The organism is Leucobacter japonicus (assembly GCF_001273855.1).
Classification (GTDB): domain Bacteria; phylum Actinomycetota; class Actinomycetes; order Actinomycetales; family Microbacteriaceae; genus Leucobacter; species Leucobacter japonicus.
This window is the reverse complement of the sequence record NZ_JHBX01000104.1, coordinates 100,492-121,146: the sequence shown is the minus strand read 5'-3', so window position 1 is coordinate 121,146 and position 20,655 is coordinate 100,492. Positions and strand designations below refer to the sequence as shown.

Below are 20,655 nucleotides of genomic sequence, written 5' to 3'. Positions count from 1 at the left end.
CGGCGGTCTGTGCCAGTGTTGGGGGTAGGCATTCCCGACGACTCTGAAGGAGGCACCGTGCACGAGATCCAGTGCCCCCACTGCCATACGGCGTTCACCGTCGACGAAGCCGGGTACGCCGACATCCTGAAGCAGGTGCGCGACAGCGACTTCGACGCGCAACTGCACGAGCGCCTGCAACTCGCCGAGCGCGACCAAGCCCGAGCACTCGAGCTGGCCGAGGCCGCCGCTGCGGGCGAGCTGCAACGGGCCACATCCGCGAAAGACGCCGAGATTCAGCAGCTCACGGCGCGGCTCGATGCCGGGGCCACGGCGCAGAAGCTCGCGGTCGCCGAAGCCCTCAGCACGGTCGAGCGAGAGCGCGACGCGCTGGTCAACGATCTCGCGCAGGCGAAGCGAGACCAGCAGGCCGCGGGTGAGCTCGCCGAGGCGCAGCGCGCACGCGAACTGCATGAACAGGCAGCTGCACAGCAGGCCGAGGTGCAGCAGTTGCGGGCGAAACTCGACTCGATCGAGTTGGCCCGTAAGCTCGAGATCACCGAGGCCGTCAGCGTGATCGAGCGCGAGCGCGATGAATTGCGCAGCGGCCTTGAGCGAGCGGCACTCGAGAAAGAGCTCGCCGAGCGGTCGCTCAAAGAATTCCACGCGGTGCAGTTGCGCGATCGCGACGGCGAGATCGAGCGGTTGAAAGATTTCAAGGCCCGGTTGTCGACGAAAATGATCGGCGAGACGCTCGAGCAGCACTGCGAGACGACGTTCAACCAGATTCGTGCGACGGCGTTTCCCAACGCGTACTTCGAGAAAGACAACGACGCCCGCTCCGGCAGCAAGGGCGACTATATCTTCAAAGATCTCGACCTCTCGGGCATCGAGATCGTCTCGATCATGTTCGAGATGAAGAACGAGGCCGACACCACGGCGACGAAGCACAAGAACGAAGACTTCTTGAAAGAGCTCGACAAAGATCGGCGCGAGAAGGGCTGCGAGTACGCCGTGCTCGTCAGTCTGCTCGAACCCGAAAGCGAACTGTACAACAGCGGCATCGTCGACGTCTCGCACCGGTACCCGAAGATGTATGTCATTCGACCGCAGTTCTTCATTCCGCTCATCACCTTGCTGCGCAATGCTGCCCTGAACTCGCTGAAGTACAAGGCGGAGCTCGAACAGGTGAAGTCGCAGAACATCGATATCACCCACTTCGAAGCCGAGCTCGACACCTTCAAAAATGCGTTCGGGAAGAACTACGAACTGGCGTCGCGTCAGTTCCAAGAGGCGATCAAACGCATTGACACCTCGATCGCCGAAATGCAGAAGGTGAAAGACAATCTGCTGAAATCGGAGAACAACCTGCGCCTCGCGAACGATAAGGCGCAAGGCGTGACCATCAAGAAGCTCACCCGCGGCAACCCGACGATGCAGACCAAGTTCGCCGAGCTCGAACGCGGCGATACTACCCCCGGCGCCGAGGAGCGACAGGAGCCCGAACACTCATGAATTTGGGATCGATACTCGACTCCACCCGTTTCGAATCCTCCGATGACGCGTTCTCAGCGTTCGAGGAGTGGGCGTGGGAGCAACGCGCGCTCCGACTGTACCCCGCGCAAGAGGAGGCCGTGCTCGGCATCGCCCTCGGCAGCAACGTCATTCTGGCGACGCCGACCGGCACCGGAAAATCGCTGGTCGCGCTCGGCGCCCACTTCATCGCACTGTCTGAACAGCGTCGCACGGTCTACACCGCCCCGATCAAAGCGCTCGTCAGTGAGAAGTTCTTCGATCTCGTCGATGTATTCGGTGCCGATCGCGTCGGTATGGTGACCGGCGACAGCTCGATCAACCCGGATGCGCCGATTCTGTGCTGCACCGCTGAGATCCTCGCCAACCTCGCGATTCGCGACCGCACCGCGGGTGGCATCACGCAGGTGGTCATGGATGAATTCCATTACTACGCCGAGCCCGATCGCGGCTGGGCCTGGCAGGTGCCACTCCTGCTGATGCGCGATGCGCAATTCCTGCTCATGTCGGCCACGCTCGGCGACGTCACTGAGCTCGCCGACGATCTCTCACGACGTACCGATCGCGACACGGCGCTCGTCACCGGTGTCGAACGGCCGGTGCCGCTCTCGTTCGCGTACGAGGTCGCTCCGGCGCACGAGGTCGTCGAGCAACTGCTCGAAGATCGACAGGTGCCCGCCTATCTCGTGCACTTCAACCAATCGCACGCGGTCGAGCAAGCGCAGGCCCTCTCGAGCATTCGTATCGTCGATCGAGCAGGTCGCGATGAGATTGCCGCCGCGATCGGCGACTTCCGGTTCTCGACCGGGTTCGGCTCGACGCTCTCGCGCCTGGTGCGATCGGGCATCGGGGTGCACCATGCGGGCATGCTGCCCCGGTATCGCCGCCTGGTCGAGCAACTCGCGCAACGCGGGTTGTTGCGCGTGATCTGCGGCACCGACACTCTCGGCGTCGGCATCAACGTGCCGATCCGCACGGTCGTCATCACGGCGCTCACGAAGTTCGACGGCGAGAAGATGCGCCGATTGTCGGCACGCGAGTTTCACCAGATCGCGGGTCGCGCGGGCCGTGCGGGCTTCGATACCGAAGGCGACGTGATCGCGCTCGCACCCGAGCACGAGGTCGAGAATGCGAAAGCCGCCGCCAAAGCGGCCGCGAAGGCGACCGGCGGCAAGAAAGCGAAGCCGGCAAAGAAGAAGTCCCCGCCCCAGGGCTTCGTCGCCTGGAGCGAAGCCACGCTCGAGAAGCTCGTCGGGTCGCAGCCCGAGGCGCTCGTCAGTCGCATGCGGGTGACGCACTCGATGGTGCTCGGGGTCATCGGGCGCGGAGAAACCCGAGAGGGCGAAGCGCTCGACACCATGCGCACCCTCGTGTTCGACAGTCACGAACCGCGCTCCGCGCAGTTCGCGCACGCTCGCACCGCACTCGCGATCTTCCGCACACTGCGTCAAGGCGGCATCGTCGAAGTGCACACCGACGGGCGCGGGCAGCAGCTGCTGCGCCTCACGGTCGAGCTCCAAGCCAACTTCGCGCTCAACCAACCGCTCTCGCCGTTCGCCCTCGCTGCCATCGAACTGCTCGATCCCGAATCGACCGAGTACCCGCTCGACGTCATCTCGATCATTGAGGCGACGCTCGAAGACCCTCGCGCGATTCTGCGCGCGCAAGAGCACAAGGCGCGAGGCGAAGCCGTCGCCGCGATGAAGGCCGAAGGCATCGAGTACGACGAGCGCATGGAACTGCTTGAAGCCGTCACGCATCCGCAGCCGCTGAAAGAGCTCCTCGACGAAGCGTTCGGCGAGTACACGAAAGAAGTGCCGTGGGCCCGTGACTTTGCGCTGCGGCCGAAGTCGGTGGTGCGCGACATGATCGAGCGGGCCTTCGGGTTTCGAGACCTGGTGTCGTTCTACCAGCTGGGACGCTCCGAAGGTGGAGTGCTGCGTTATCTCAGCGACGCGTTCCGCGCCATCGAGCGAACCGTGCCTGAGCAAGCAAAGACTCCCGAACTCGAGGAGCTGCTCGACTGGCTCGGCGAACTCGTGCGGCAGGTCGACTCGAGCCTGATCGACGAGTGGGAGCAGCTCTCGAATCCCGACGTCGAGGCGCACCGCAAAGCGCGCGAACTGCTCGGGCTCGACGCCGACGGCGCCGATGCTGCGGCGGCGCTCGCGCCGCCGACCCGCTCGGTGCTGACGAATCAGCGCGCGTTCCTGGTGATGCTCCGCAACGCACTGTTCCGCCGTGTGCAGGCAGCATCGTTCGAACGCTATGCCGAGCTCGCCGAGCTCGACGGCTCGCGCGGCTTCGGCGAACAGCGCTGGCGCGATGCGCTCGCCGACTACTACAGCGAGTACGACGACATTCGCGTCGATGCCGATGCTCGCGCAGCCGGGCTGCTCGAGATCGACCGATCGAGCGCCCCCGAAGGGTTCTGGCGCTTCCGCCAGGTGCTGCTTGACCCTGCAGGCGACCACGACTGGGCGATCGAGGGCTCGGTCGACCTGGCCGAGTCGGAAGCGGAAGGCGAGCCGATCGTTCGGGTCGAACGCGTCGGGGCCTTCGAGGGATAAAATGCGGGATCGCCCGGCGCTTCAACGCGCAGGGCGATCCCGCACCTCCCGGTAACTCTGGGATTAGCTCCCTGCGTCACCCGCCGTGTCGCTCGACGCGTCGGCCTGCACTGCGGCGCCCGAACCGTTCGCGCCCGTGGCCGCCTCGTTCGACGAACCGGTCACCTCCGCGATCTCAGCATCGGTGAGCACCCGCCACGGCGAGTCCTGCGGCTGCACCAGCGCGGCGTCCGGGCTGTCGCCCAGCGAATACCACTTCGCCTCGTACCCGTCGCCATCGAACATGACGCGGTCGCCGCGGCGGTACTCCTTCGTCTTATCCCAATCGGCGTAGGCGCCAGCGGGCAGCTTCGGTCGTTCGATCGGCTTCTCGCCGTCGAGCACCGGGCCGAGCAGACGCCACGGCTGTGAGCCGTTCTCGGCAGCCTGGTCGGGCTGATCGCCCTCGGTCCACCACTTCGCCTCGTACACGTTGCGGTGCCAGACGACCTTCGTCTCTGCCGGGTACGCCGTTGTCTCGTTCCAGATCGGGTACGGGCTGGTGTCGGGGTCGTCTTCGACGAGCTCGACCGGGCTGTCGGTGTCGACCTCTTCGGCGACCTGAGCGATCGCGCCCGAGCGGTGCTCACGCAGAATCTTCGTGAAGTCGCCCTTCTCCTGCGTCACACCGCTGCACGAATCCGAGACGGTCTTCGGGTCGGGCCAGTTCGCATCGCACTGCTGGTCGCGGTTCAGCGACCACATCGACATGCGGGCCATGCCGCGCTCGTCGGCGAATGTCGACAGCTTCTGGGCGTCTTCGAGGGTGAAGAGATCCTTGCGCGTATCATTTTGGCCGATCATCGGGGTCGCCGAGACGCGGCTCCACGCGGTGGCCTCGCCGATGGGAGCGCCGATCTCCTGGTACAGCGAGCGCAACTGCGACTGCGTGGCGTCGAGGCTGCTCTCGACGGCCGGATAGAAGTCTTTCTCCTTCTCGGAGTTGTAGTTCATCGTCATGACGTTGACGCCCGCGAGGTCGACACCGGCCTTGAGATAGGCGCGGATCGCCTGAAGGCCCTCGAACGTCAGTCCATCGGGGGCGACCGGCAGCGTCAGCCAGACATCGAGCCCGTCCTTCTGCGCATCCTGCACCGTGCGAATGGCTGCGGCCTGACGCGCGATGCCGGCCTCGTCAGAGAGAAACGCGCCCTCGATATCCATATCGATGCTGGCGAGTTCATAGCGATCGACGACGCTGGTGTAGCCGTCGACCAGCTTCGCCTCGTCGGTGCACTCGTACGCGATGTCGTGGTTGGCCTGCCCGCCGAACGAGACCATGGCCGAACCGCCCAGATTGCGCAGGCGCTGCAGCTTGCGGTCGAGGTCGAGCGAATTCTCGGCTTCATCGAGCCCGTAGTAGCCGCCCCATGACGGGCTGCAGACATCGTCGGGTGCCGCGACGATGAACGACAGCACAACATTCTTCTGCCCCTCGTCGCCCGGCGATTCAAAGGGGAACGTCGGGGTCGCGGTGACGTCGACGTACGAGTCAAACCACGGGGTGCGCTCGGTCGCGACTGCGACGTCTTGCACGCGCGTCCATGCGTAGACGCCGCCACCGACGAGCCCCGCAATCACGACGAGCACGACGCTGAGCCTCGCCCACGACAGTTTTCTCCCTGGATACCACTTCGCCATTGCTGCCCCTTCACCCGCGCCCTCGCCCGACGGGTCTGGGATGCACCCTCTACTGGCTGTTTCCGTCAGCTATGCTATACGAGCGATAACACGAATCTTTACAAATACTCGGTGATTTTTTGAGTGTTCGTAAGAAAAACCCGCGAAGAGACGACCGTGTGCCACGGCACACCCTCGGTAGGACCGACGCGTGGACGACCGGTTCTTCAGGGGGTTTCAAGGGTGGCGAAGCAGACAGAGGCGAGCGCGAACGCGCGTAGACGGCAGTGGGGTGCGGAGCGGCGGTCAGAACCGCTCGCGATCATGCACTCGCGCCCGAGCGGCGGAGCCGTGGTGTGGGCGCGTGCGGCGATTGTCGTCACAGTGCTGGCGTGGTTCTTCTACATGATCACGACGATCGTGCGCATGGTGATCGAGGGGCCGACGGAGTCGTTTATCTTCCACGTGCAGACCTGGGTGTATGGCCTCACGGTGACGGCGCTGACGTTCTCGGCGCTCATGTACCTCACCGCGCGCTACGGCGCGCTGGTGCGATTCCGTGAGCACCGTCGCGTCGAGCGCGCACTCATCGACCAGCACTTCGCCGAGTCCGATTCCGACGTCACCGTGCTCATTCCGAGCTACGACGAAGAGCCCGAGGTGGTGCGCTACACGCTGTGGTCGGCGGCGCTGCAGGAGTTCCCGTCGGTGCGCGTCGTCCTCCTCATCGACGACAAGGAGAAGGGGCTCGAGGGCGAAGCGCTCGCGCGCCTGAAGCAGACCCGCGGGCTGCTGGGCGATATTCAGGAGGCACTCGAGTCGCCGCTGCACGACGCGCTTGAGGCGATGCGCCGGTTCCAGGAGGAGACCCCTGAGGTTCCCGGACCCGAAGACGCCAAGCGCGCCGCCGAGGCGTACGCGGCCGCCGCGACCTGGTTCGACGAGTTCGCTGCGGCGGAGAAGATCGAAGACCACATGGCCGAGTTCTTCGCCGAGCAGGTGCTGCTGGGCCTGTCGAACGACCTGCGTCTCACCCGTCTCGCGCTGCATGCTGCATTCGAACAGGGGGGATCGCCCGATCGCGAGCGCCTCGAGCAGCTCTACCGCCGCTTGATCTGGATCTTCAGCGCCGACATGAGCTCCTTCGAGCGCAAGAAGTACGCCTCGCTCTCGCAAGAGCCGAATAAGGCGATGAACCTGAACTCGTACATCTCGTTGATGGGCGGCCGCTACCGCATCGCCGACGAGACCGGCGTGCAGCTGCTCGAGCCCATTCGCGAGCGCGACGAGGTCGAGCCCGATCTGGTGATCCCTGACAGCCGTTACCTGCTGACGCTCGACGCCGACTCGCAGCTCTTGCGCGATTACTGCGTGCGTCTCGTGTATTTGCTTGAGCAGCCCGAGAACGAGCGCGTCGCGGTGACGCAGACGCCGTACTCGTCGTTCCGTGGCGCCCCGACGCGCATCGAGCGCATCGCCGGTGCGACGACCGACCTCCAGCACATTCAGCATCAGGGGCTCACCTACTTCAACGCCACCTTCTGGGTGGGTGCGAACGCGGTGATCCGCAAGGAGGCGCTTGCCGATATCGCGGTCACCGAGACCGTGGGCGGCTTCGAGATCACGACGTACGTGCAAGACCGCACGGTCATCGAAGATACCGAGTCGAGCATCGACCTCGGCGCGCACGGCTGGTCGCTCGAGAACTATCCGGAGCGCCTGAGCTACAGCGCCACGCCGCCCGACTTCGGCTCGCTCATCGTGCAGCGCCGCCGCTGGGCGAACGGCGGTCTGCTGATCATGCCGAAGATGTTCGAGATGATCCGCATCCGCAAGGGCACCCCGGCGCGCGTGCGTCTCACCGAGAAGCTGCTGCGCACGAACTACATGTCGTCGCTGGCCTGGGCGAGCTTCGGCCTGATCTTCCTGCTCTTCTTCCCGTTCGATTCGCGCTTGCTGAGCCCGCTCGTCGTGGCCGCCGCGCTGCCGTACTTCATCTCGCAGGCGCTCGACCTCCGGGCCAGCGGTCACCGCCTCAGCGACATCTTCCGCATCTACGGCTTCAACCTGGTGCTGCTGCCGGTGAACCTGGCGGGTGTGCTGAAGTCGATGCAGCAGGGCGTCACCGGTGAGAAGATTCCGTTCGCGCGTACCCCGAAGGTTACGGGTCGCACCGCATCGCCCGCGATCTACGTGATTCTGCCCTTCGTGATCATCGCGTTCTCGGTGATCACTGCCTACCGCGACTTCATGCTCGGCAACTGGGGCAACTTCATCTTCGCCGGCTTCAACGCGATCATGGCCACCTGGGCCGCGGTCTCGTACATCGGCGTGCGCGCGGCGATCGTCGACGCGGTGCTCGGTGTCGTCGGCTGGCTCTACGTGGCTCCGAAGCCCAAGAAGCAGAAGGCCAAGAGCCTGGTCGACCCCGATGCCGAGGTCAACTGGCAGGCGATTCTGTACCACGGCGACCGTCGTCTGCGCCGCGACCTGACGCGTTCGAGCGATCGGCGTCGTCGCCTCGGCGGCGTGCGCAAGGAGGTCAAAGCGGTGGCCGAGCTCAGCGCCGGTGCCCCGCGCATCGAGGTCAACGAGGTGACGCTTGCGGCGCCGACCAACTCGACCGACGTCGGCCCGATCATCACGCCGAACGGCGACAAGGCGGCGTCGCCCGACTGGTACCGCAAGTAGGGTCGCGCCGGATCACCCGGCCGCGGCACGCCGCACGGCGTCGGTGAGCAGCGCTTCGGCGCGCTCACCGACGACGCCGATCTCGGCGAGTTGCGCGACGGCTGCGAGGGCGATGCCGCGTGCGGCGGCCTCGATGGGGTCGTCGCCGAGCGACACGAAGGTGCCGGCGCGGCCCCGCCCCTCGATGACGCCGCTCTCCTCGAGTGCGCGGTAGGCGGAGGCCACCGTGTTCGCCGCCACGCCGAGATGGGTCGCGAGACCGCGCACCGTCGGCAGCTTCGCTCCCGGTGCGAGGGCACCGTCGGAGACCGCGCGCACCACCGCGTCGTGCAGTTGGCGGAATGGAGGCTGGGCCGATCCCGCATCGATCGTGAACAGGTGGAGTGCGGCGTCGCTCATGCAGTCAGCGTAACGCGCACTAGAATCGCACCATGCGTCTCGGAGTGATCGACGTCGGATCAAACACCGTCCACCTGCTGGTCGTCGATGCCCACCCGGGCGCGAGTCCGGTGCCCTACCATTCGCAGCGCTCGGTGCTGCGGTTGATGCGGTACCTCGACGCCGACGGGGCCATCTCGGAAGAGGGGGTCGTACGTATCGTCGAGGCGATCCGCGAGAGCGCCGAAACGGCCCGCGAGATCGGCGTCGACGACCTCATCTCGACCGCCACGAGCGCGATTCGCGAGGCGACGAACGGCGACGAGGTGCTCGCGCGCGTGACGCGGGAGACTGGCGTCGTGCTGCGGGTGCTGTCGGGCGAGGACGAGGCGCGCATCACTATGCTCGCCGTGCGCCGCTGGCTCGGCTGGTCGGCGGGGGAGGTGCTGCTGTTCGACATCGGCGGCGGCTCGTTCGAGATCGCGCAGGGCGCCGACGAGTATCCCGATGTGCAGGTGTCGCTGCCGCTGGGCGCGGGGCGATCCACCATCAATTTTCTCGCGGAGGATCCGCCGCCCCGCGAAGCCGTCTCGCGCTTGCGCGCGCACGCCCGGGCGGAATTCACGCGCGTGCGCGACGACCTGTTCGCCGATCGGCCGCGGCCGAAGCGCGTCGTGGGCACGTCGAAGACGATCCGTTCGCTTGCCCGGCTCGTGGGCGGCCCGTCGGACCCGGTGACCGGCGACCTCGCGCAGCTGCATTACGTCGGCCTGCGCGAGTGGGAGCCATCGCTGCGCGAAATGCCGGGCGCCGTGCGCGAGTACCTGCCGGGCATTACGCCCGAGCGCGGCTACCAGATCATGGCGGGAGCGGTCGTGCTGCGCACCGCGATGAAGGTGTTCGGCGTCGAGACGCTCACGATCTCGCCCTGGGCGCTGCGCGAGGGCATCGTGCTCCGCTACATCGACGCGCTCGACGGGCGCGGCGCGGAGCCCGTGCGGGGCTGACGTCTTTCGCGCGTTCCGTCACGCAGGAGAAATTGCGTCACGCGGGTGAAATCGAGCAGGATCACCCGAACGACGAGATTTCTCCGCCTCGACGGGTGGTGTCGGCCGCGGATGCGCGGCGCGGAGCCGGTGCGGGGCTGACGAGCTCACCTCGACGTGCGCCCGCCCCGCGTGTTTGCGAGGATGGATGCATGATCGAGGTCGAGCGAGCCGTAGTCAGCGAGGGGGCCGTCACTCTGCTCCCGGAGACCAGCCTGCACGCCGCGGCGGGCGACGCCGTCGTCGTGCGCGGGCCGAACGGGGCCGGCAAATCGACCCTGCTGCGACTGGTCGCGGGCATGCGCGAGCCGTCGCGCGGGTCGGTCACGATTGCCGGCAAGCGCGCTACCGCGAAGCATCGCGCGCTGCGCCGCACGGTTGCCGCGATGATCGGCCTCCCGCCGATGGCGCCCGACCTCACCGTGCGCGATCACGTGCGGCTCGTGGCAACGACCTGGGCGGGCAACGCGCCAAGCGCGGAGCGACTGGCCGCCGAGGTGCTCGACGAACTGGGGCTGGCGGCGCTCGGTGAACGCTTCCCGCACGAGCTCTCGTCGGGGCAGACGCAGCTGTTCGGGCTCGCGTTGGTGTTCGCCCGCCCGTTTGACGCGCTGGTGCTCGACGAACCCGAGCAGCGGCTCGACGCCGATCACATTCAGCTGGTGGTCGCGGCGCTCCGCAAGCGTCGCGACCGAGGGGCCGCGATCGTCGTCGCCACGCACAGTGACGCGCTTGAGCGCGGGCTCGACGGTCGCGCGGTGCGCCTGCAGGCGGCGGCATGAGTTCGGGCGCGGGTCGCGCACTCGCGATCTGGCGGGCGCGGCGGCCGCGCAGCGGGGCGGATCGCGGGTACGTCGCCTACCTCATCGTGATGGTGGCGATCATCTGCGTCGCTCCGGCCGTGCGCGCGCTCTGGCTGGGCGCCACGACCCCCGGGGCGCTCGCCGCGCTCGCGGATCCGAGCCTGGCCTCGACCGCGGGCGTCGTCGCCGCCGGACTCTGGGCGCTCGCGCTCGTCGCCGGCGGATTCCGCGGCCCCGCCCTGCGGCCGCTCCTGCTCACCACGATCTTCGCCCGCAGCGATGCACCGCGCGCCCGCACGTTCGGTGGGGCGGTGCTCGTCTCGGGTGCCGCGCTGACCGTCGCCACCACCCTGGTCGCCGGCTTCCTCGCCGCGGTGCTTGCGAGCCACGGACTCATCAGCGCGGGGCACGCGGGTGAGCTGGTGGCGCTCGGAGCGCTCACGGGCGTCATCGCGACGGTCGCCTGGCTTGCGGGTCAGGCCGCACCGCGGACGGCGCTCGCGGGTGCGGGTGGCGTGGCGATCCTGCTCGCCATCGGCCTGCTCACGCCCGCGGGTGCGGTGCTCAGCGGGGTCACTCCGTGGGGGTGGACCGCCTCGGCTTGGGCAGGCGGTGCCTCGACAGCAGGCGCGGCGTTTGCGATTCCCGGGCTGCCGCCGCTCGCCGCGCTCGCGTTGCTCGCCGTTGCCCTGCTCGTCTGCGCTCCGCTGCTGCTCGCCCGGCTCGAGAGCGCGGCGCTCGAGGTGCAGGCGGCGCGCTGGGAGTCCCTGACCGCGCACGCGTACGGCATGGATTTCGCCGCGGCGATCTCGATCTACGGAGCCCGCCCGAAGCTCGGCCGATCGCTCGCCGCCGTGCGCCCGGCGCGATCTCTGACCGCGACGTTCGTACGCCGCGACGCCATCGGTGCGGTGCGCACGCCGGCGCGGCTCGTCGCGGGCGCGCTCGGCATCGCCGCGGGCAGCCTGCTCATCGTGCTCGCCTGCACCGCGCCGACCCCGATCTGGGCGCTCGGCGCCGTTGCCGCGGTGCTGATGTTCGCGGGCGTGGGCCCGTTGACCGACGGACTGCGGCACGCGGCGAGCGTCGCGTCCGATCTGCCGCTCTACGGCGTCAGTGACGAACGATTGGTGGCGATGCACGCGGTGTTTCCGGCGGTTGTGGCGGCTCTGGTCGCGGCACTGGGCGGTGCGGTGTCGGTGATCTTGCTCGGGGTCACCGGCACCGGCACCGGCACCGGCTCCGACGCTTCGACGCTGAGCATACTCGTGCCGGTGCTCGTTGCCGCGGGCTTGGCACTCGTCGCGGTGCTTGCTCGGGTGAACGCCGCGCTCAAGGGGCAGCTCTCGATTGCGATGCTCACGCCGATTCCGACGCCCGTCGGCGACGTGAGCGTGCTGGTGCGGCTCGCGTGGGCGCTCGACGGCGTCATCGTGGTCGCGGCGGCCGGTGCAGCCGTGGTGCTCGCCGGGGTCGCGCCGGTGTGGGCCATCGCGGTGGTGGGTGGCATGCTGCTCGTCTGCGTCACGCGCTGGCGCCGACGTCGCGCGGGGTGACGTCGCGCTGGCGCCGCCGCGTTGCCGCCGCCGCGCGAATCAACTTTGAGGCACATCGGCACTTCGCCTGCTACAGTGGAGCCCGCAAGGGGAGTACTCCCGCTCGCAGTGTGCCCGTCATTACGGTTGCGTCGTCGCAGCCCGGGCCGCTGGCTCTGAACTGCATTCGCAGGGGCAGAGCGGAGGAGACCTTGGTGAGTATCACCGAACCCTTGGAGCACCCATGCAGATCACGCCGTTGGTGTGGATCATCACGATCCTGGTCACGATCGCTTTTTTCGTATACGAATTCTTCGCGCACGTGCGCAAACCGCACGAGCCCACCATTGGTGAGTCGGCGCGCTGGTCGGCGTTCTACATCGGTCTCGCGCTGGTCTTCGGCGTCGGTATCGGCGTCGTGTCGGGCTGGAACTTCGGCGGCGAGTACTTCGCCGGCTACCTGACCGAGAAGGCGCTGTCGATCGACAACCTGTTCGTCTTCCTCCTCGTGATGGGCGCGTTCGCGGTGCCGAAGATGTACCAGCAGAAGGTGCTGATGGTGGGCATCATCATCGCGCTGATCTTGCGCGGCATCTTCATCGCGGTCGGCGCGACGCTCATCGAGAACCTGAGCTGGATCTTCTACGCATTCGGTGCCCTCCTGCTTTTCCTCGCATGGAAGCAGGCCTTCTCGAATCACGAAAGCGACCCGGCGAACGGTCGCTTCATGAAGCTCGTGCGCCGCGTGTTGCCCGTCACCGACGACTACCACGGTGACAAGCTCACGGCGAAGATCGACGGCAAGCGCTTCTTCACCCCGATGTTCTTGACGATTGTCGCGATCGGCTTCATCGACCTCGTGTTTGCGGTCGACTCGATCCCCGCGATCTACGGCCTCACGAACGAGGCCTACATCGTGTTCACCGCCAACGCCTTCGCGCTCATGGGCCTGCGCCAGCTGTTCTTCTTGATTGGCGGGCTGCTCGAACGTCTCGTGTACCTGTCGCAGGGTCTCGCCGTGATCCTCGCGTTCATCGGCGTCAAGCTCGTCTTCCACGCCCTGCACGTCAACGAGCTGCCGTTCATCAACGGCGGCGAGCCGATCCTCTGGATCCCCGAGATTCCGATCTGGTTCTCGCTCGGCTTCATCGGCCTCACGATCACGGTCGCGACGGTGCTGAGTCTCAGGAAGACGCGCGGGCAGCGCACCGCTGTCGGTGCCCACGCGGCCGAAGATCAGGTGTCGGATCGCGCGGAGCTCGACCAGCACTAACGTGAGCGGGCGGATGACGAGTGCCCTCGGGGTCGCCCGGGGGCACTGCTCATCCCGCCGCCGGGTGCTCGCTGAGCGCGACAGCGTGGCGGATCGCCTGAGCGAGCTGCCGCACCGCCGTCGTGGGCTGGTCGCTGGCACCCTCCCGGGGCGCGGCGAGCAGCACCGAGCGGGCGAAGCCGGGGTCGTCGATCGGCCGCAGCACGACACCCGGGTGCAGGGGGCCGGCGGCGAGCTTGGCGACGAGGCCGATGACCATGCCGGCGGCGATCATGCCGAGCATCACCTGGAAGTCGTCGGTGCGAATCGCGACCTCGAGTTCGTGCCCCTCCGCGGCGAACGCGTCGACGAGCACGGTGTCCATGGGGTCGTCGAGGCTCGTGCCGAGTAGCCAGCGCTCGCCCCGCAGCGACATGAGCGATTCGCGGTCGATCGTTGCGCGGGCGGCGAGCGGGTGCTCCTCGGGGAGGGCGAGCATCAGCGGATCGCGCAGCACCTCGGTCGTGATGATCTCGGGGCGCAGCGGCGCCTCGTATCCGGGTACTGAATACAGCAGCGCGGCGTCGAGTGTGCGGGCGTTCACCGCGCTGACCAACGGCCCGACCTCGAGCAGGGTCGCGTCGATCTCGATGCCGAGGTCGGCGACCTGCGCCACGATCGACGGCAACAGTTTTGCGGCCGCTGTCGGAAACGTGCCGAAGCTGAGCCGTGCGCGACCCATCTGCGCGAGGTCTCGGGCGTCGCGCAGCGCCCGATCGGTGAGGGTCAGAATCTCTTCACCGCGATCCAGCACCAAGACCCCGACCGGGGTGAGTGTCGAGCCGCGCTTCGACCGTGCGATGACGGGGGAGCCGATGAGGCGCTCAAGATTGCGCAGGTGATAGTCGACGGTGGGCTGACTCCAGGCGAGGGATCGCCCGGCCTGCGTCACCGAACCCTCCCGGTGCACGGCTCGGAGCGCCTGGAGCTGCCGCAGATCGATCATGATGTCCCTTATGCCATGTCGTGATCTCGAACGCAAATCGGATCGTGTCACACACAGTGTATGTGACCTCACAGCGGTTGCGGGGATTCCGCCGCGCGGCGCGGAGGGCCACGATGTGAGGCATGCTGCACTCCGTTCTCACCGTTGCGCCTCGGTTCGCCCTCGACCACAGCCGCGCCCCCTATGCCGATGCCCTCGAAGCGCACGTCGCGCGCGGCCCGGTGCAGCTGATGGTGCCCGGTCACGGCGGCACGGAGGAAGATCTCAGCGGGCGCCTCGCCCAGTTCCTCGGTGAGCGCGCGCTGCACCTCGACATCCCGATGCTCATCGACGGCGTCGACCTCGCCGCTCCCGGCCAGACCGTGACCCCGCTCGACGAGGCGCTCGCACTCGCGGCCGACGCGTGGGGTGCCAAGCGCACCTGGTTCCTGACGAACGGCGCCTCGCAGGCGAACCGCACGATCGCGCTCGCAGCGCGAGGCCTCGGCGACCGCATTCTCGCCCAGCGCAGCGCGCACTCCAGCTTCAGCGACGGCATTCTGCTCGCGGGCATCACGCCGAGCTACGTCATGCCCAACGTCGATGCCGAACACGGCATGGCCCACGGCGTCTCACCCGCGGCGCTCGACGCGGCGCTCACCGACGCCGAACGGCAGGGAACGCCGGCGCACGCTGTCTACGTCATTTCGCCGAGCTACTTCGGGTCGGTCGCCGACGTGCGGGGGCTCGCGGAGGTCGCGCACGCGCACGGTGCCCCGCTCATCGTCGACGGCGCGTGGGGTCCGCACTTCGGCTTCCACCCCGAGCTGCCCGAGTCGCCGGCCCGGCTCGGCGCCGACGTCGTCATCTCGAGCACACACAAGCTCGCGGGGTCGCTGACGCAGTCGGCGATGCTGCACCTCGGGCACGGCCCGTTCGCGGATCGCCTGGAGCCCCTCATCGAGCGCGCCTTCAGCATGACCGCGTCGACCTCGACGAGCGCGCTGCTGCGCGGCTCGCTCGACATCGCCCGGCACGCACTCGCCACGGGCGAGGAGGCCATCGGGCGCTCGGTCGCGGGAGCGCGCCGCTTCCGCGAGATCCTGCGCGCAGATGCCCGCTTCAGTATCGTGAGCGACACCTTCGACCGCTTCGCCGACATCGTCGACACCGATCTGCTGCGCGTGCCGATCAACGTGAGCGGCGCGGGCGTCACCGGGCACTGGCTGCGTCAGCACCTTATCGAGCAGCACGAGATCTTCTTCGAGATGTCGACGGCGACCTCGATCGTCGCGGTGATCGGTGCGGGCAAGTCGTTCGACTTCGACGCCGTGTACCGCGCGATGGTCGCGAGCGTCGAGTCGCCCGAGGCCGACATCGAACGCCGGGCCACGGGCGACGCCCACGACTTCCCGAACCTGCCGAAGCCCGGTGCCTACCGGGTCAGCCCGCGCGACGGGTTCTTCGGCGAAACCGAGGTCGTCTCGGCAGCCGAAGCGATTGGCCGGGTCTCCGCCGACACGCTCGCCGCCTACCCGCCGGGCATCCCCAACGTGATGCCCGGCGAAGAGATCACCGAAGAGGCTGTAGCCTTTTTGCAGGCTGTCGCGGCTTCTCCGACCGGATACGTGCGCGGGGCGATCGATCCCAAGATCGACCGTTTCCGAGTATTGCGGGGGTAGAGGCCCTGCGGCGCCTGCGACGGCGCCGCTCTGACTTCGCGGCCCACCGCCGCGGATTGCCCGAAGTACGGGCATCGCCCGGAAGACCGGGCACCCGGCCGCGCAATGCGACTCGGGACGAATAACCGGGCCCTCGGGCCCTGCGACAACGAAGTCTGGAGACACACGTATGGCGAGCACTCTGCGACAGCAGCTCTTCCGAGTGAAGCCCGTTCCGCAAGACGGGGGTGAGAGCGGGAGTCAGCTGAAGCGGAGCATCGGTCTCGTGCCGCTGACCATGATCGGTGTCGGTGGCACGATCGGCACCGGTATCTTCTTCATTCTCTCCGAGGCCGTGCCGATCGCCGGCCCCGCGGTCATCTGGTCGTTCATCATCGCCGGCCTCGTCGCCGGGCTGTCGGTGCTGTGCTACGCCGAGCTCGCGAGTTCCGTGCCGGTCTCCGGATCCTCCTACTCGTATGCCTACAGCACGCTCGGCGAGCTGCCGGCGATGGGGGTCGCTGCCTGTCTGCTGCTCGAGTACGGCGTCTCGACCGCCGCGGTGGCGGTCGGCTGGTCGCAATACGTGAACCAGCTCGTCAAGAACTTGTTCGGCTTCGAGTTTCCGCATGAGCTGCTCTACGCACCCGAAGAGGGCGGCATCATTAACCTGCCCGCGGTGATCCTGATCGGCCTCTGCTGCCTGCTGCTCATTCGCGGCACCTCGCACTCGGTCGTCACCAACACGATCATGGTCGGCATCAAGATTGCCGTGCTGCTCTTCTTCGTGGCCGTCGGCATCACCGGCTGGAACATCGATCACTTCGCGAACTTTGCACCCTTCGGTTTCGCCGGCGTCATGACCGGTGCCGGGCTCATCTTCTTCTCGTTCGTCGGCCTCGACGCCGTCGCCACCGCCGGTGACGAGGCGAAGAACCCGCGTCGCAACCTGCCGATCGCGCTCATCGCGGCGCTCGTCATCGTCACGACCGTCTACGTGCTCGTCGCCGTCACCGCACTCGGTGCGCAGGCGACCGACGAGTTCGACGGGCAGAGCGCCGGACTCTCGGCGATTCTCGAGAACATCGTCGGCGCCTCGTGGCCCGGCACCGTCGTCGCCGCGGGCGCCGTGATCTCGATCTTCAGCGTCACGCTCGTCGTGCTCTACGGCCAGACCCGCATCCTCTTCACCATGTCGCGCGACGGCATGGCTCCGAAGATCTTCAGCAAGGTCAACCCGCGCACCGGCACCCCGATTGCCAACACGATCATCGTGTCGATCATCGTCGCGATTCTCGCCGGCGTGATTCCCATCAACTTCCTCGCCGAGATGACCTCGATCGGTACGCTCGCCGCGTTCACCGTCGTGTCGGTCGCCGTCATGGTGCTGCGCCGCCGCGAGCCCGACCTCGAGCGCAAGTTCCGTGTGCCGCTGTACCCCGTGATCCCGATTCTGTCGATCATCGGCTGCCTCTGGATCATCAAGGATCTGCGCCCTATCACCATCATCGTGTTCGTGATCTGGACCGCCGTCGTGCTGGTCTGGTACTACTTCACCGGCCGCAAGAACTCGGTGCTCGGGCGCCGCATCGACACCGGCATGATCGTGCTCGTCGGGCCCGGCAAGTACCGCCTCGGTTCTGCCGACGGGGATCTGTACGACGGTGGGGAGCTGGAGGAGTCGGCATCAGCTTCGTCCTCGGCGTCGGCTTCGTCCTCGGCGTCTTCGGATCGGTCGCCGTCGGAGCGGTGATGCGCTGACAGGCGTGCGGGGTAGCGGCTCGAGCTGAGTTGCTCACATTCGGGCCCACCTCGCGCGCCTGGCGGCCTCGCGGGTCGCATGCTGGATCGCATGAACCCGAAACCCCGCACCCCGCTTGCCCCTCAGCCGCTCTCGCCGTCTACTCCGCTTCCGCCGGCTGACCCTGATCGGCGGCTCGACACCGACGTTGCTCTGTTGGAGCAACTCACGGTATTGATGATGACGGCGAATCAGCGCCAGGTTTGGCTCTTCTTCTTGGATGACGAGCACCGACTGGCTGAACCGATCATGCCGATGGACGACTACCCACTTGAACCCGACGAACTCTGCGACACCGACGATCTCGGACGGGTGCCGTTCTCACAGGTCTTCATCGATCGTGCGCAGCTGGTCTGCCGCATGATCGCCGCGCGCGAGTTCGTCGTGGTCTGGGAGCGACCCGGAGGTGAAGTGCTGAGCCCGGTTGACCAACGGTGGGTGCGTGCGGTGATGGAGACGATGAAGCTGCGCGAGTCTGGTGCTGTTTCTGACTCTGGCTCTGACTCGACACCGCTGCGCCGACAAATGCTCTTGCACGACGGCGGGCTGCGCATGATCGAGGCCGACGAGCTGGGGTGAGCGCGTGCTTGCGGTGCTCGGGGCGTATCCCTGGGCATCGCGAGTCGCTAGCCTGAATCGTATGGACCAGAACCCGCTGATGCCCGCCGCAGGGCTGCATCTGATTCTTTCGATCGTCATTTGGCTGTTCGTGACGATCGTGACGCTCTGGATTTTGTGGGCAATCATTCGCGGGGCGGTGCTCTCCGCGCTGCGGAAGCACTCCGCGGAGCTCGCGGCGGCGCAGGCGTCACGCACACAAGTCGAACCGCCGGCCTATCGCGGGTAGCGGGCCGCTCGTCAGAGCAAGAGGTAAAAGTTCGTGAGTCAGAAAAGCAAGGAGGTGGGGGAGTTGCGAAAGTGTTCAATCGCCGGTGTGCACAGCACGCAGGCAGTGGCGTTGCGAGTCGTGACTCGTGAGCCCCCGACACACCCTCCGGTGGATCTGCTGCAGGTGTGGACGGGATACGTGTAGCGCAGCCGCTGCACGCACCCATCCCCATCCCCATCCGTATCTGCGGCGCCCTGGCGCTGGCGCGGCCGTCGGCTTCCGCCGTGCGGCCTGAACTTTGGAGTACCCACCCATGACTGACACCACGCCCACCGCTGATTTTGCTGCGGCTCCTGCTGCTGCCGCGCCCCTGCTCACGCAGCCCGCTGCCGAGGGCACGCGGCTCGATGAACTGTGGTCGATCCTGCCCGAAGAATCGGCCGTCGATGCCGACGGCGTGCTGCACCTCGGCGGAGTGTCCGTTGAGGCGCTGGCTGAGCAGTACGGCACGCCGCTGTATGTGTATGACGAGACAGGCTTGCGCCGGCAGATTCGCCGCTTCATCGATGGACTGAGCGAGCGGTGGCCCGACTCCGAGGTGTTGTTCGCCTCGAAGTCGTTCCCTGCGGTCGGCATGTATCGCATCGCCGCCGAAGAAGGTCTGTCGGTCGACATCGCCGGCGGGGGAGAGCTGCGACTCGCACTCGCTGCCGGGGTGTCGCCGTCGAAGCTGCACTTTCACGGCAACGCGAAGACCGATGCCGAGCTGCGCATGGCGATCGAGGTGGGCATTGACACGATCATCGTCGACAACACTGACGAGCTCGATCGGCTGGAGCGCCTGCTCACGAAGCCGCAGAAGCTGCTGCTACGCGTGATTCCGGGTGTCGAGGCGAAGACGCACGCGTCGCAGGCGACCGGGGGAGACGACTCGAAGTTCGGTCTGCCCATGGATCAGGCGCTGGCCGCGATCGAGCGCATGCGGGCGCACCCGCTGCTCGAGTTCGAGGGCGTGCACCTGCACATCGGGTCGCAGATTCTTGATGTCGAGCAGTTCGGCGAGGCCGTCGCGAAGATCTCGACCGCCGGCAAGTTCGACGTCTACGACGTGGGTGGCGGACTCGGCGTGAAGTACACGTACGACGAGGTTGCACCGTCGGTTGCGGAGTACCTCGACACGATCGTCGCTGCCGCTCGCGAGCATCTTCCCGCAGGAGCACGCATCATGATCGAACCGGGTCGCGCCCTGGTCGCTCGTGCCGGCGTGTCGCTCTACCGCGTGACGACCGTGAAGCGCACCGGCCGCACCTTCGTGGCCGTCGACGGTGGACTCGCCGACCAGATGGATGCAGCACTCACCGGTCAGCGTTTCGAAGCACTGCTCGCAAACCGCGCGCTCGACCCCTGGACCGAGACGTCGCAGCTCGTGGGGCGCCAGTGCGAATCGGGCGACCTGCTCGTCGATCGCGCTCCGCTGCCGCACGCTCGCGTGGGTGATCTGGCCGTCGTCGCAACGACCGGTGCCTACGGCTACACGCTCGCGAACAACTACAACGGGGCGCTCAAGCCGGCGATCGTGTTCGTGCGCGACGGGGCGGCGCGCCTGGTCGCGCGCCGCGAGACATACGAGGAGCTGCTGGCGCTGCACGCGCCGGCGCTGGAGGGCTAGCTTCGTCGGCGCTTTTCTGCTCTGAACGGGGCGGCGACGCGCGCGGGTTGCGCGTGCGGCCGCCCCGTTTTGAGTTCAGGGGGGCTTCAGGGTAGAGTTAACTCTCGGTGCCGCGCTCCTCGGAGCCGCGGATTTCCGCTTTGGGATATGGTGTAATTGGCAACACTACGGTTTCTGGTACCGTCATTCTAGGTTCGAGTCCTGGTATCCCAGCCACGTTAAGCCCCCGGTTTATTGCCGGGGGTTTGTTGTTTTTGTTTGAGC

The 20,655-nt window shown here is 67.0% G+C and carries 15 protein-coding genes and 1 tRNA gene; 13 read left to right on the top strand and 3 right to left on the bottom strand.

Going from position 1 to position 20,655, the window contains the following annotated elements; all coding sequences use genetic code 11:
* Positions 1–57: 57 nt before the first annotated feature.
* Together AMS67_RS05055 and AMS67_RS05050 are read left to right on the top strand one after the other, a co-directional pair.
* Positions 58–1,494: a DUF2130 domain-containing protein gene (locus AMS67_RS05055; RefSeq protein ID WP_053386393.1), complete on the top strand. Its 1,437-nt coding sequence runs from the start codon at positions 58–60 to the stop codon at positions 1,492–1,494.
* Positions 1,491–4,082 carry a DEAD/DEAH box helicase gene (locus AMS67_RS05050; protein ID WP_053386392.1) on the top strand — a complete coding sequence of 864 codons (2,592 nt, stop codon included), beginning with the start codon at positions 1,491–1,493 and terminating at the stop codon, positions 4,080–4,082. Before AMS67_RS05055 ends, AMS67_RS05050 begins: the two co-directional genes overlap by 4 nt.
* Before the next feature lie 63 nt (positions 4,083–4,145).
* Here AMS67_RS05050 and AMS67_RS05045 read toward each other — a convergent pair whose 3' ends face one another.
* Complete coding sequence (locus AMS67_RS05045) at positions 4,146–5,762, bottom strand: chitinase (protein WP_082305308.1); 1,617 nt, start codon at positions 5,760–5,762, stop codon at positions 4,146–4,148.
* 303 nt (positions 5,763–6,065) lie between these two features.
* Here AMS67_RS05045 and AMS67_RS05040 point away from each other — a divergent pair, with 303 nt between their 5' ends.
* Positions 6,066–8,432, top strand: a complete 2,367-nt coding sequence (locus AMS67_RS05040; RefSeq protein ID WP_053386390.1) for a glycosyltransferase family 2 protein — start codon at positions 6,066–6,068, stop codon at positions 8,430–8,432.
* 12 nt (positions 8,433–8,444) lie between these two features.
* Here AMS67_RS05040 and AMS67_RS05035 read toward each other — a convergent pair whose 3' ends face one another.
* Positions 8,445–8,831: a GntR family transcriptional regulator gene (locus tag AMS67_RS05035; RefSeq protein ID WP_053386389.1), complete on the bottom strand. Its 387-nt coding sequence runs from the start codon at positions 8,829–8,831 to the stop codon at positions 8,445–8,447.
* Between the two features lie 32 nt (positions 8,832–8,863).
* Here AMS67_RS05035 and AMS67_RS05030 point away from each other — a divergent pair, with 32 nt between their 5' ends.
* The 4 genes from AMS67_RS05030 (at position 8,864) to AMS67_RS05015 (ending at position 13,467) form a co-directional block, all read left to right on the top strand.
* On the top strand, positions 8,864–9,817 hold the full coding sequence (locus AMS67_RS05030) for a Ppx/GppA phosphatase family protein (RefSeq protein WP_053352363.1): 954 nt from the start codon (positions 8,864–8,866) through the stop codon (positions 9,815–9,817).
* Between the two features lie 191 nt (positions 9,818–10,008).
* Positions 10,009–10,638 carry an ABC transporter ATP-binding protein gene (locus AMS67_RS05025; protein WP_053386388.1) on the top strand — a complete coding sequence of 210 codons (630 nt, stop codon included), beginning with the start codon at positions 10,009–10,011 and terminating at the stop codon, positions 10,636–10,638.
* Positions 10,635–12,215 carry a hypothetical protein gene (locus AMS67_RS05020; protein WP_053386387.1) on the top strand — a complete coding sequence of 527 codons (1,581 nt, stop codon included), beginning with the start codon at positions 10,635–10,637 and terminating at the stop codon, positions 12,213–12,215. The genes AMS67_RS05025 and AMS67_RS05020 overlap by 4 nt, the downstream gene beginning before the upstream one ends.
* Before the next feature lie 223 nt (positions 12,216–12,438).
* Positions 12,439–13,467: a TerC family protein gene (locus tag AMS67_RS05015; RefSeq protein ID WP_053386386.1), complete on the top strand. Its 1,029-nt coding sequence runs from the start codon at positions 12,439–12,441 to the stop codon at positions 13,465–13,467.
* 49 nt (positions 13,468–13,516) lie between these two features.
* On the opposite strand, the gene AMS67_RS05010 is transcribed toward AMS67_RS05015, so the two are convergent.
* Entirely contained in the window at positions 13,517–14,452 is a 936-nt protein-coding gene (locus AMS67_RS05010; RefSeq protein WP_053386385.1) for a LysR family transcriptional regulator, read from the bottom strand.
* 122 nt (positions 14,453–14,574) lie between these two features.
* Between AMS67_RS05010 and AMS67_RS05005 the strand changes: the two genes are divergently transcribed.
* The 6 genes from AMS67_RS05005 (at position 14,575) to AMS67_RS04980 (ending at position 20,607) form a co-directional block, all read left to right on the top strand.
* Positions 14,575–16,113 carry an aminotransferase class I/II-fold pyridoxal phosphate-dependent enzyme gene (locus AMS67_RS05005; RefSeq protein WP_075201235.1) on the top strand — a complete coding sequence of 513 codons (1,539 nt, stop codon included), beginning with the start codon at positions 14,575–14,577 and terminating at the stop codon, positions 16,111–16,113.
* Positions 16,114–16,282: 169 nt separating this feature from the next.
* Positions 16,283–17,845, top strand: coding sequence for an APC family permease (locus AMS67_RS05000; RefSeq protein WP_053386384.1), 1,563 nt, complete (start codon positions 16,283–16,285; stop codon positions 17,843–17,845).
* Positions 17,846–17,944: 99 nt separating this feature from the next.
* Positions 17,945–18,472 carry a hypothetical protein gene (locus AMS67_RS04995; RefSeq protein ID WP_156316546.1) on the top strand — a complete coding sequence of 176 codons (528 nt, stop codon included), beginning with the start codon at positions 17,945–17,947 and terminating at the stop codon, positions 18,470–18,472.
* A gap of 61 nt (positions 18,473–18,533) precedes the next feature.
* Positions 18,534–18,740, top strand: coding sequence for a hypothetical protein (locus tag AMS67_RS04990; protein WP_053386382.1), 207 nt, complete (start codon positions 18,534–18,536; stop codon positions 18,738–18,740).
* Positions 18,741–19,035: 295 nt separating this feature from the next.
* Positions 19,036–20,391, top strand: a complete 1,356-nt coding sequence (gene lysA / locus AMS67_RS04985; RefSeq protein ID WP_082305307.1) for a diaminopimelate decarboxylase — start codon at positions 19,036–19,038, stop codon at positions 20,389–20,391.
* A gap of 141 nt (positions 20,392–20,532) precedes the next feature.
* Positions 20,533–20,607 (top strand) — tRNA-Gln (locus AMS67_RS04980).
* Positions 20,608–20,655: the final 48 nt, after the last annotated feature.

Bases quoted from the DNA above. Each gene is read 5' to 3' on its own strand.
- AMS67_RS05050 (WP_053386392.1), top strand. From the start codon at position 1,491: ATGAATTTGGGATCGATACTCGACTCCACCCGTTTCGAATCCTCCGAT.
- AMS67_RS05045 (WP_082305308.1), bottom strand. From the start codon at position 5,762: ATGGCGAAGTGGTATCCAGGGAGAAAACTGTCGTGGGCGAGGCTCAGC.
- AMS67_RS05040 (WP_053386390.1), top strand. From the start codon at position 6,066: ATGCACTCGCGCCCGAGCGGCGGAGCCGTGGTGTGGGCGCGTGCGGCG.
- AMS67_RS05035 (WP_053386389.1), bottom strand. From the start codon at position 8,831: ATGAGCGACGCCGCACTCCACCTGTTCACGATCGATGCGGGATCGGCC.
- AMS67_RS05030 (WP_053352363.1), top strand. From the start codon at position 8,864: ATGCGTCTCGGAGTGATCGACGTCGGATCAAACACCGTCCACCTGCTG.
- AMS67_RS05025 (WP_053386388.1), top strand. From the start codon at position 10,009: ATGATCGAGGTCGAGCGAGCCGTAGTCAGCGAGGGGGCCGTCACTCTG.
- AMS67_RS05020 (WP_053386387.1), top strand. From the start codon at position 10,635: ATGAGTTCGGGCGCGGGTCGCGCACTCGCGATCTGGCGGGCGCGGCGG.
- AMS67_RS05015 (WP_053386386.1), top strand. From the start codon at position 12,439: ATGCAGATCACGCCGTTGGTGTGGATCATCACGATCCTGGTCACGATC.
- AMS67_RS05010 (WP_053386385.1), bottom strand. From the start codon at position 14,452: ATGATCGATCTGCGGCAGCTCCAGGCGCTCCGAGCCGTGCACCGGGAG.
- AMS67_RS05005 (WP_075201235.1), top strand. From the start codon at position 14,575: ATGCTGCACTCCGTTCTCACCGTTGCGCCTCGGTTCGCCCTCGACCAC.
- AMS67_RS05000 (WP_053386384.1), top strand. From the start codon at position 16,283: ATGGCGAGCACTCTGCGACAGCAGCTCTTCCGAGTGAAGCCCGTTCCG.
- AMS67_RS04995 (WP_156316546.1), top strand. From the start codon at position 17,945: ATGAACCCGAAACCCCGCACCCCGCTTGCCCCTCAGCCGCTCTCGCCG.
- AMS67_RS04990 (WP_053386382.1), top strand. From the start codon at position 18,534: ATGGACCAGAACCCGCTGATGCCCGCCGCAGGGCTGCATCTGATTCTT.
- lysA (WP_082305307.1), top strand. From the start codon at position 19,036: ATGACTGACACCACGCCCACCGCTGATTTTGCTGCGGCTCCTGCTGCT.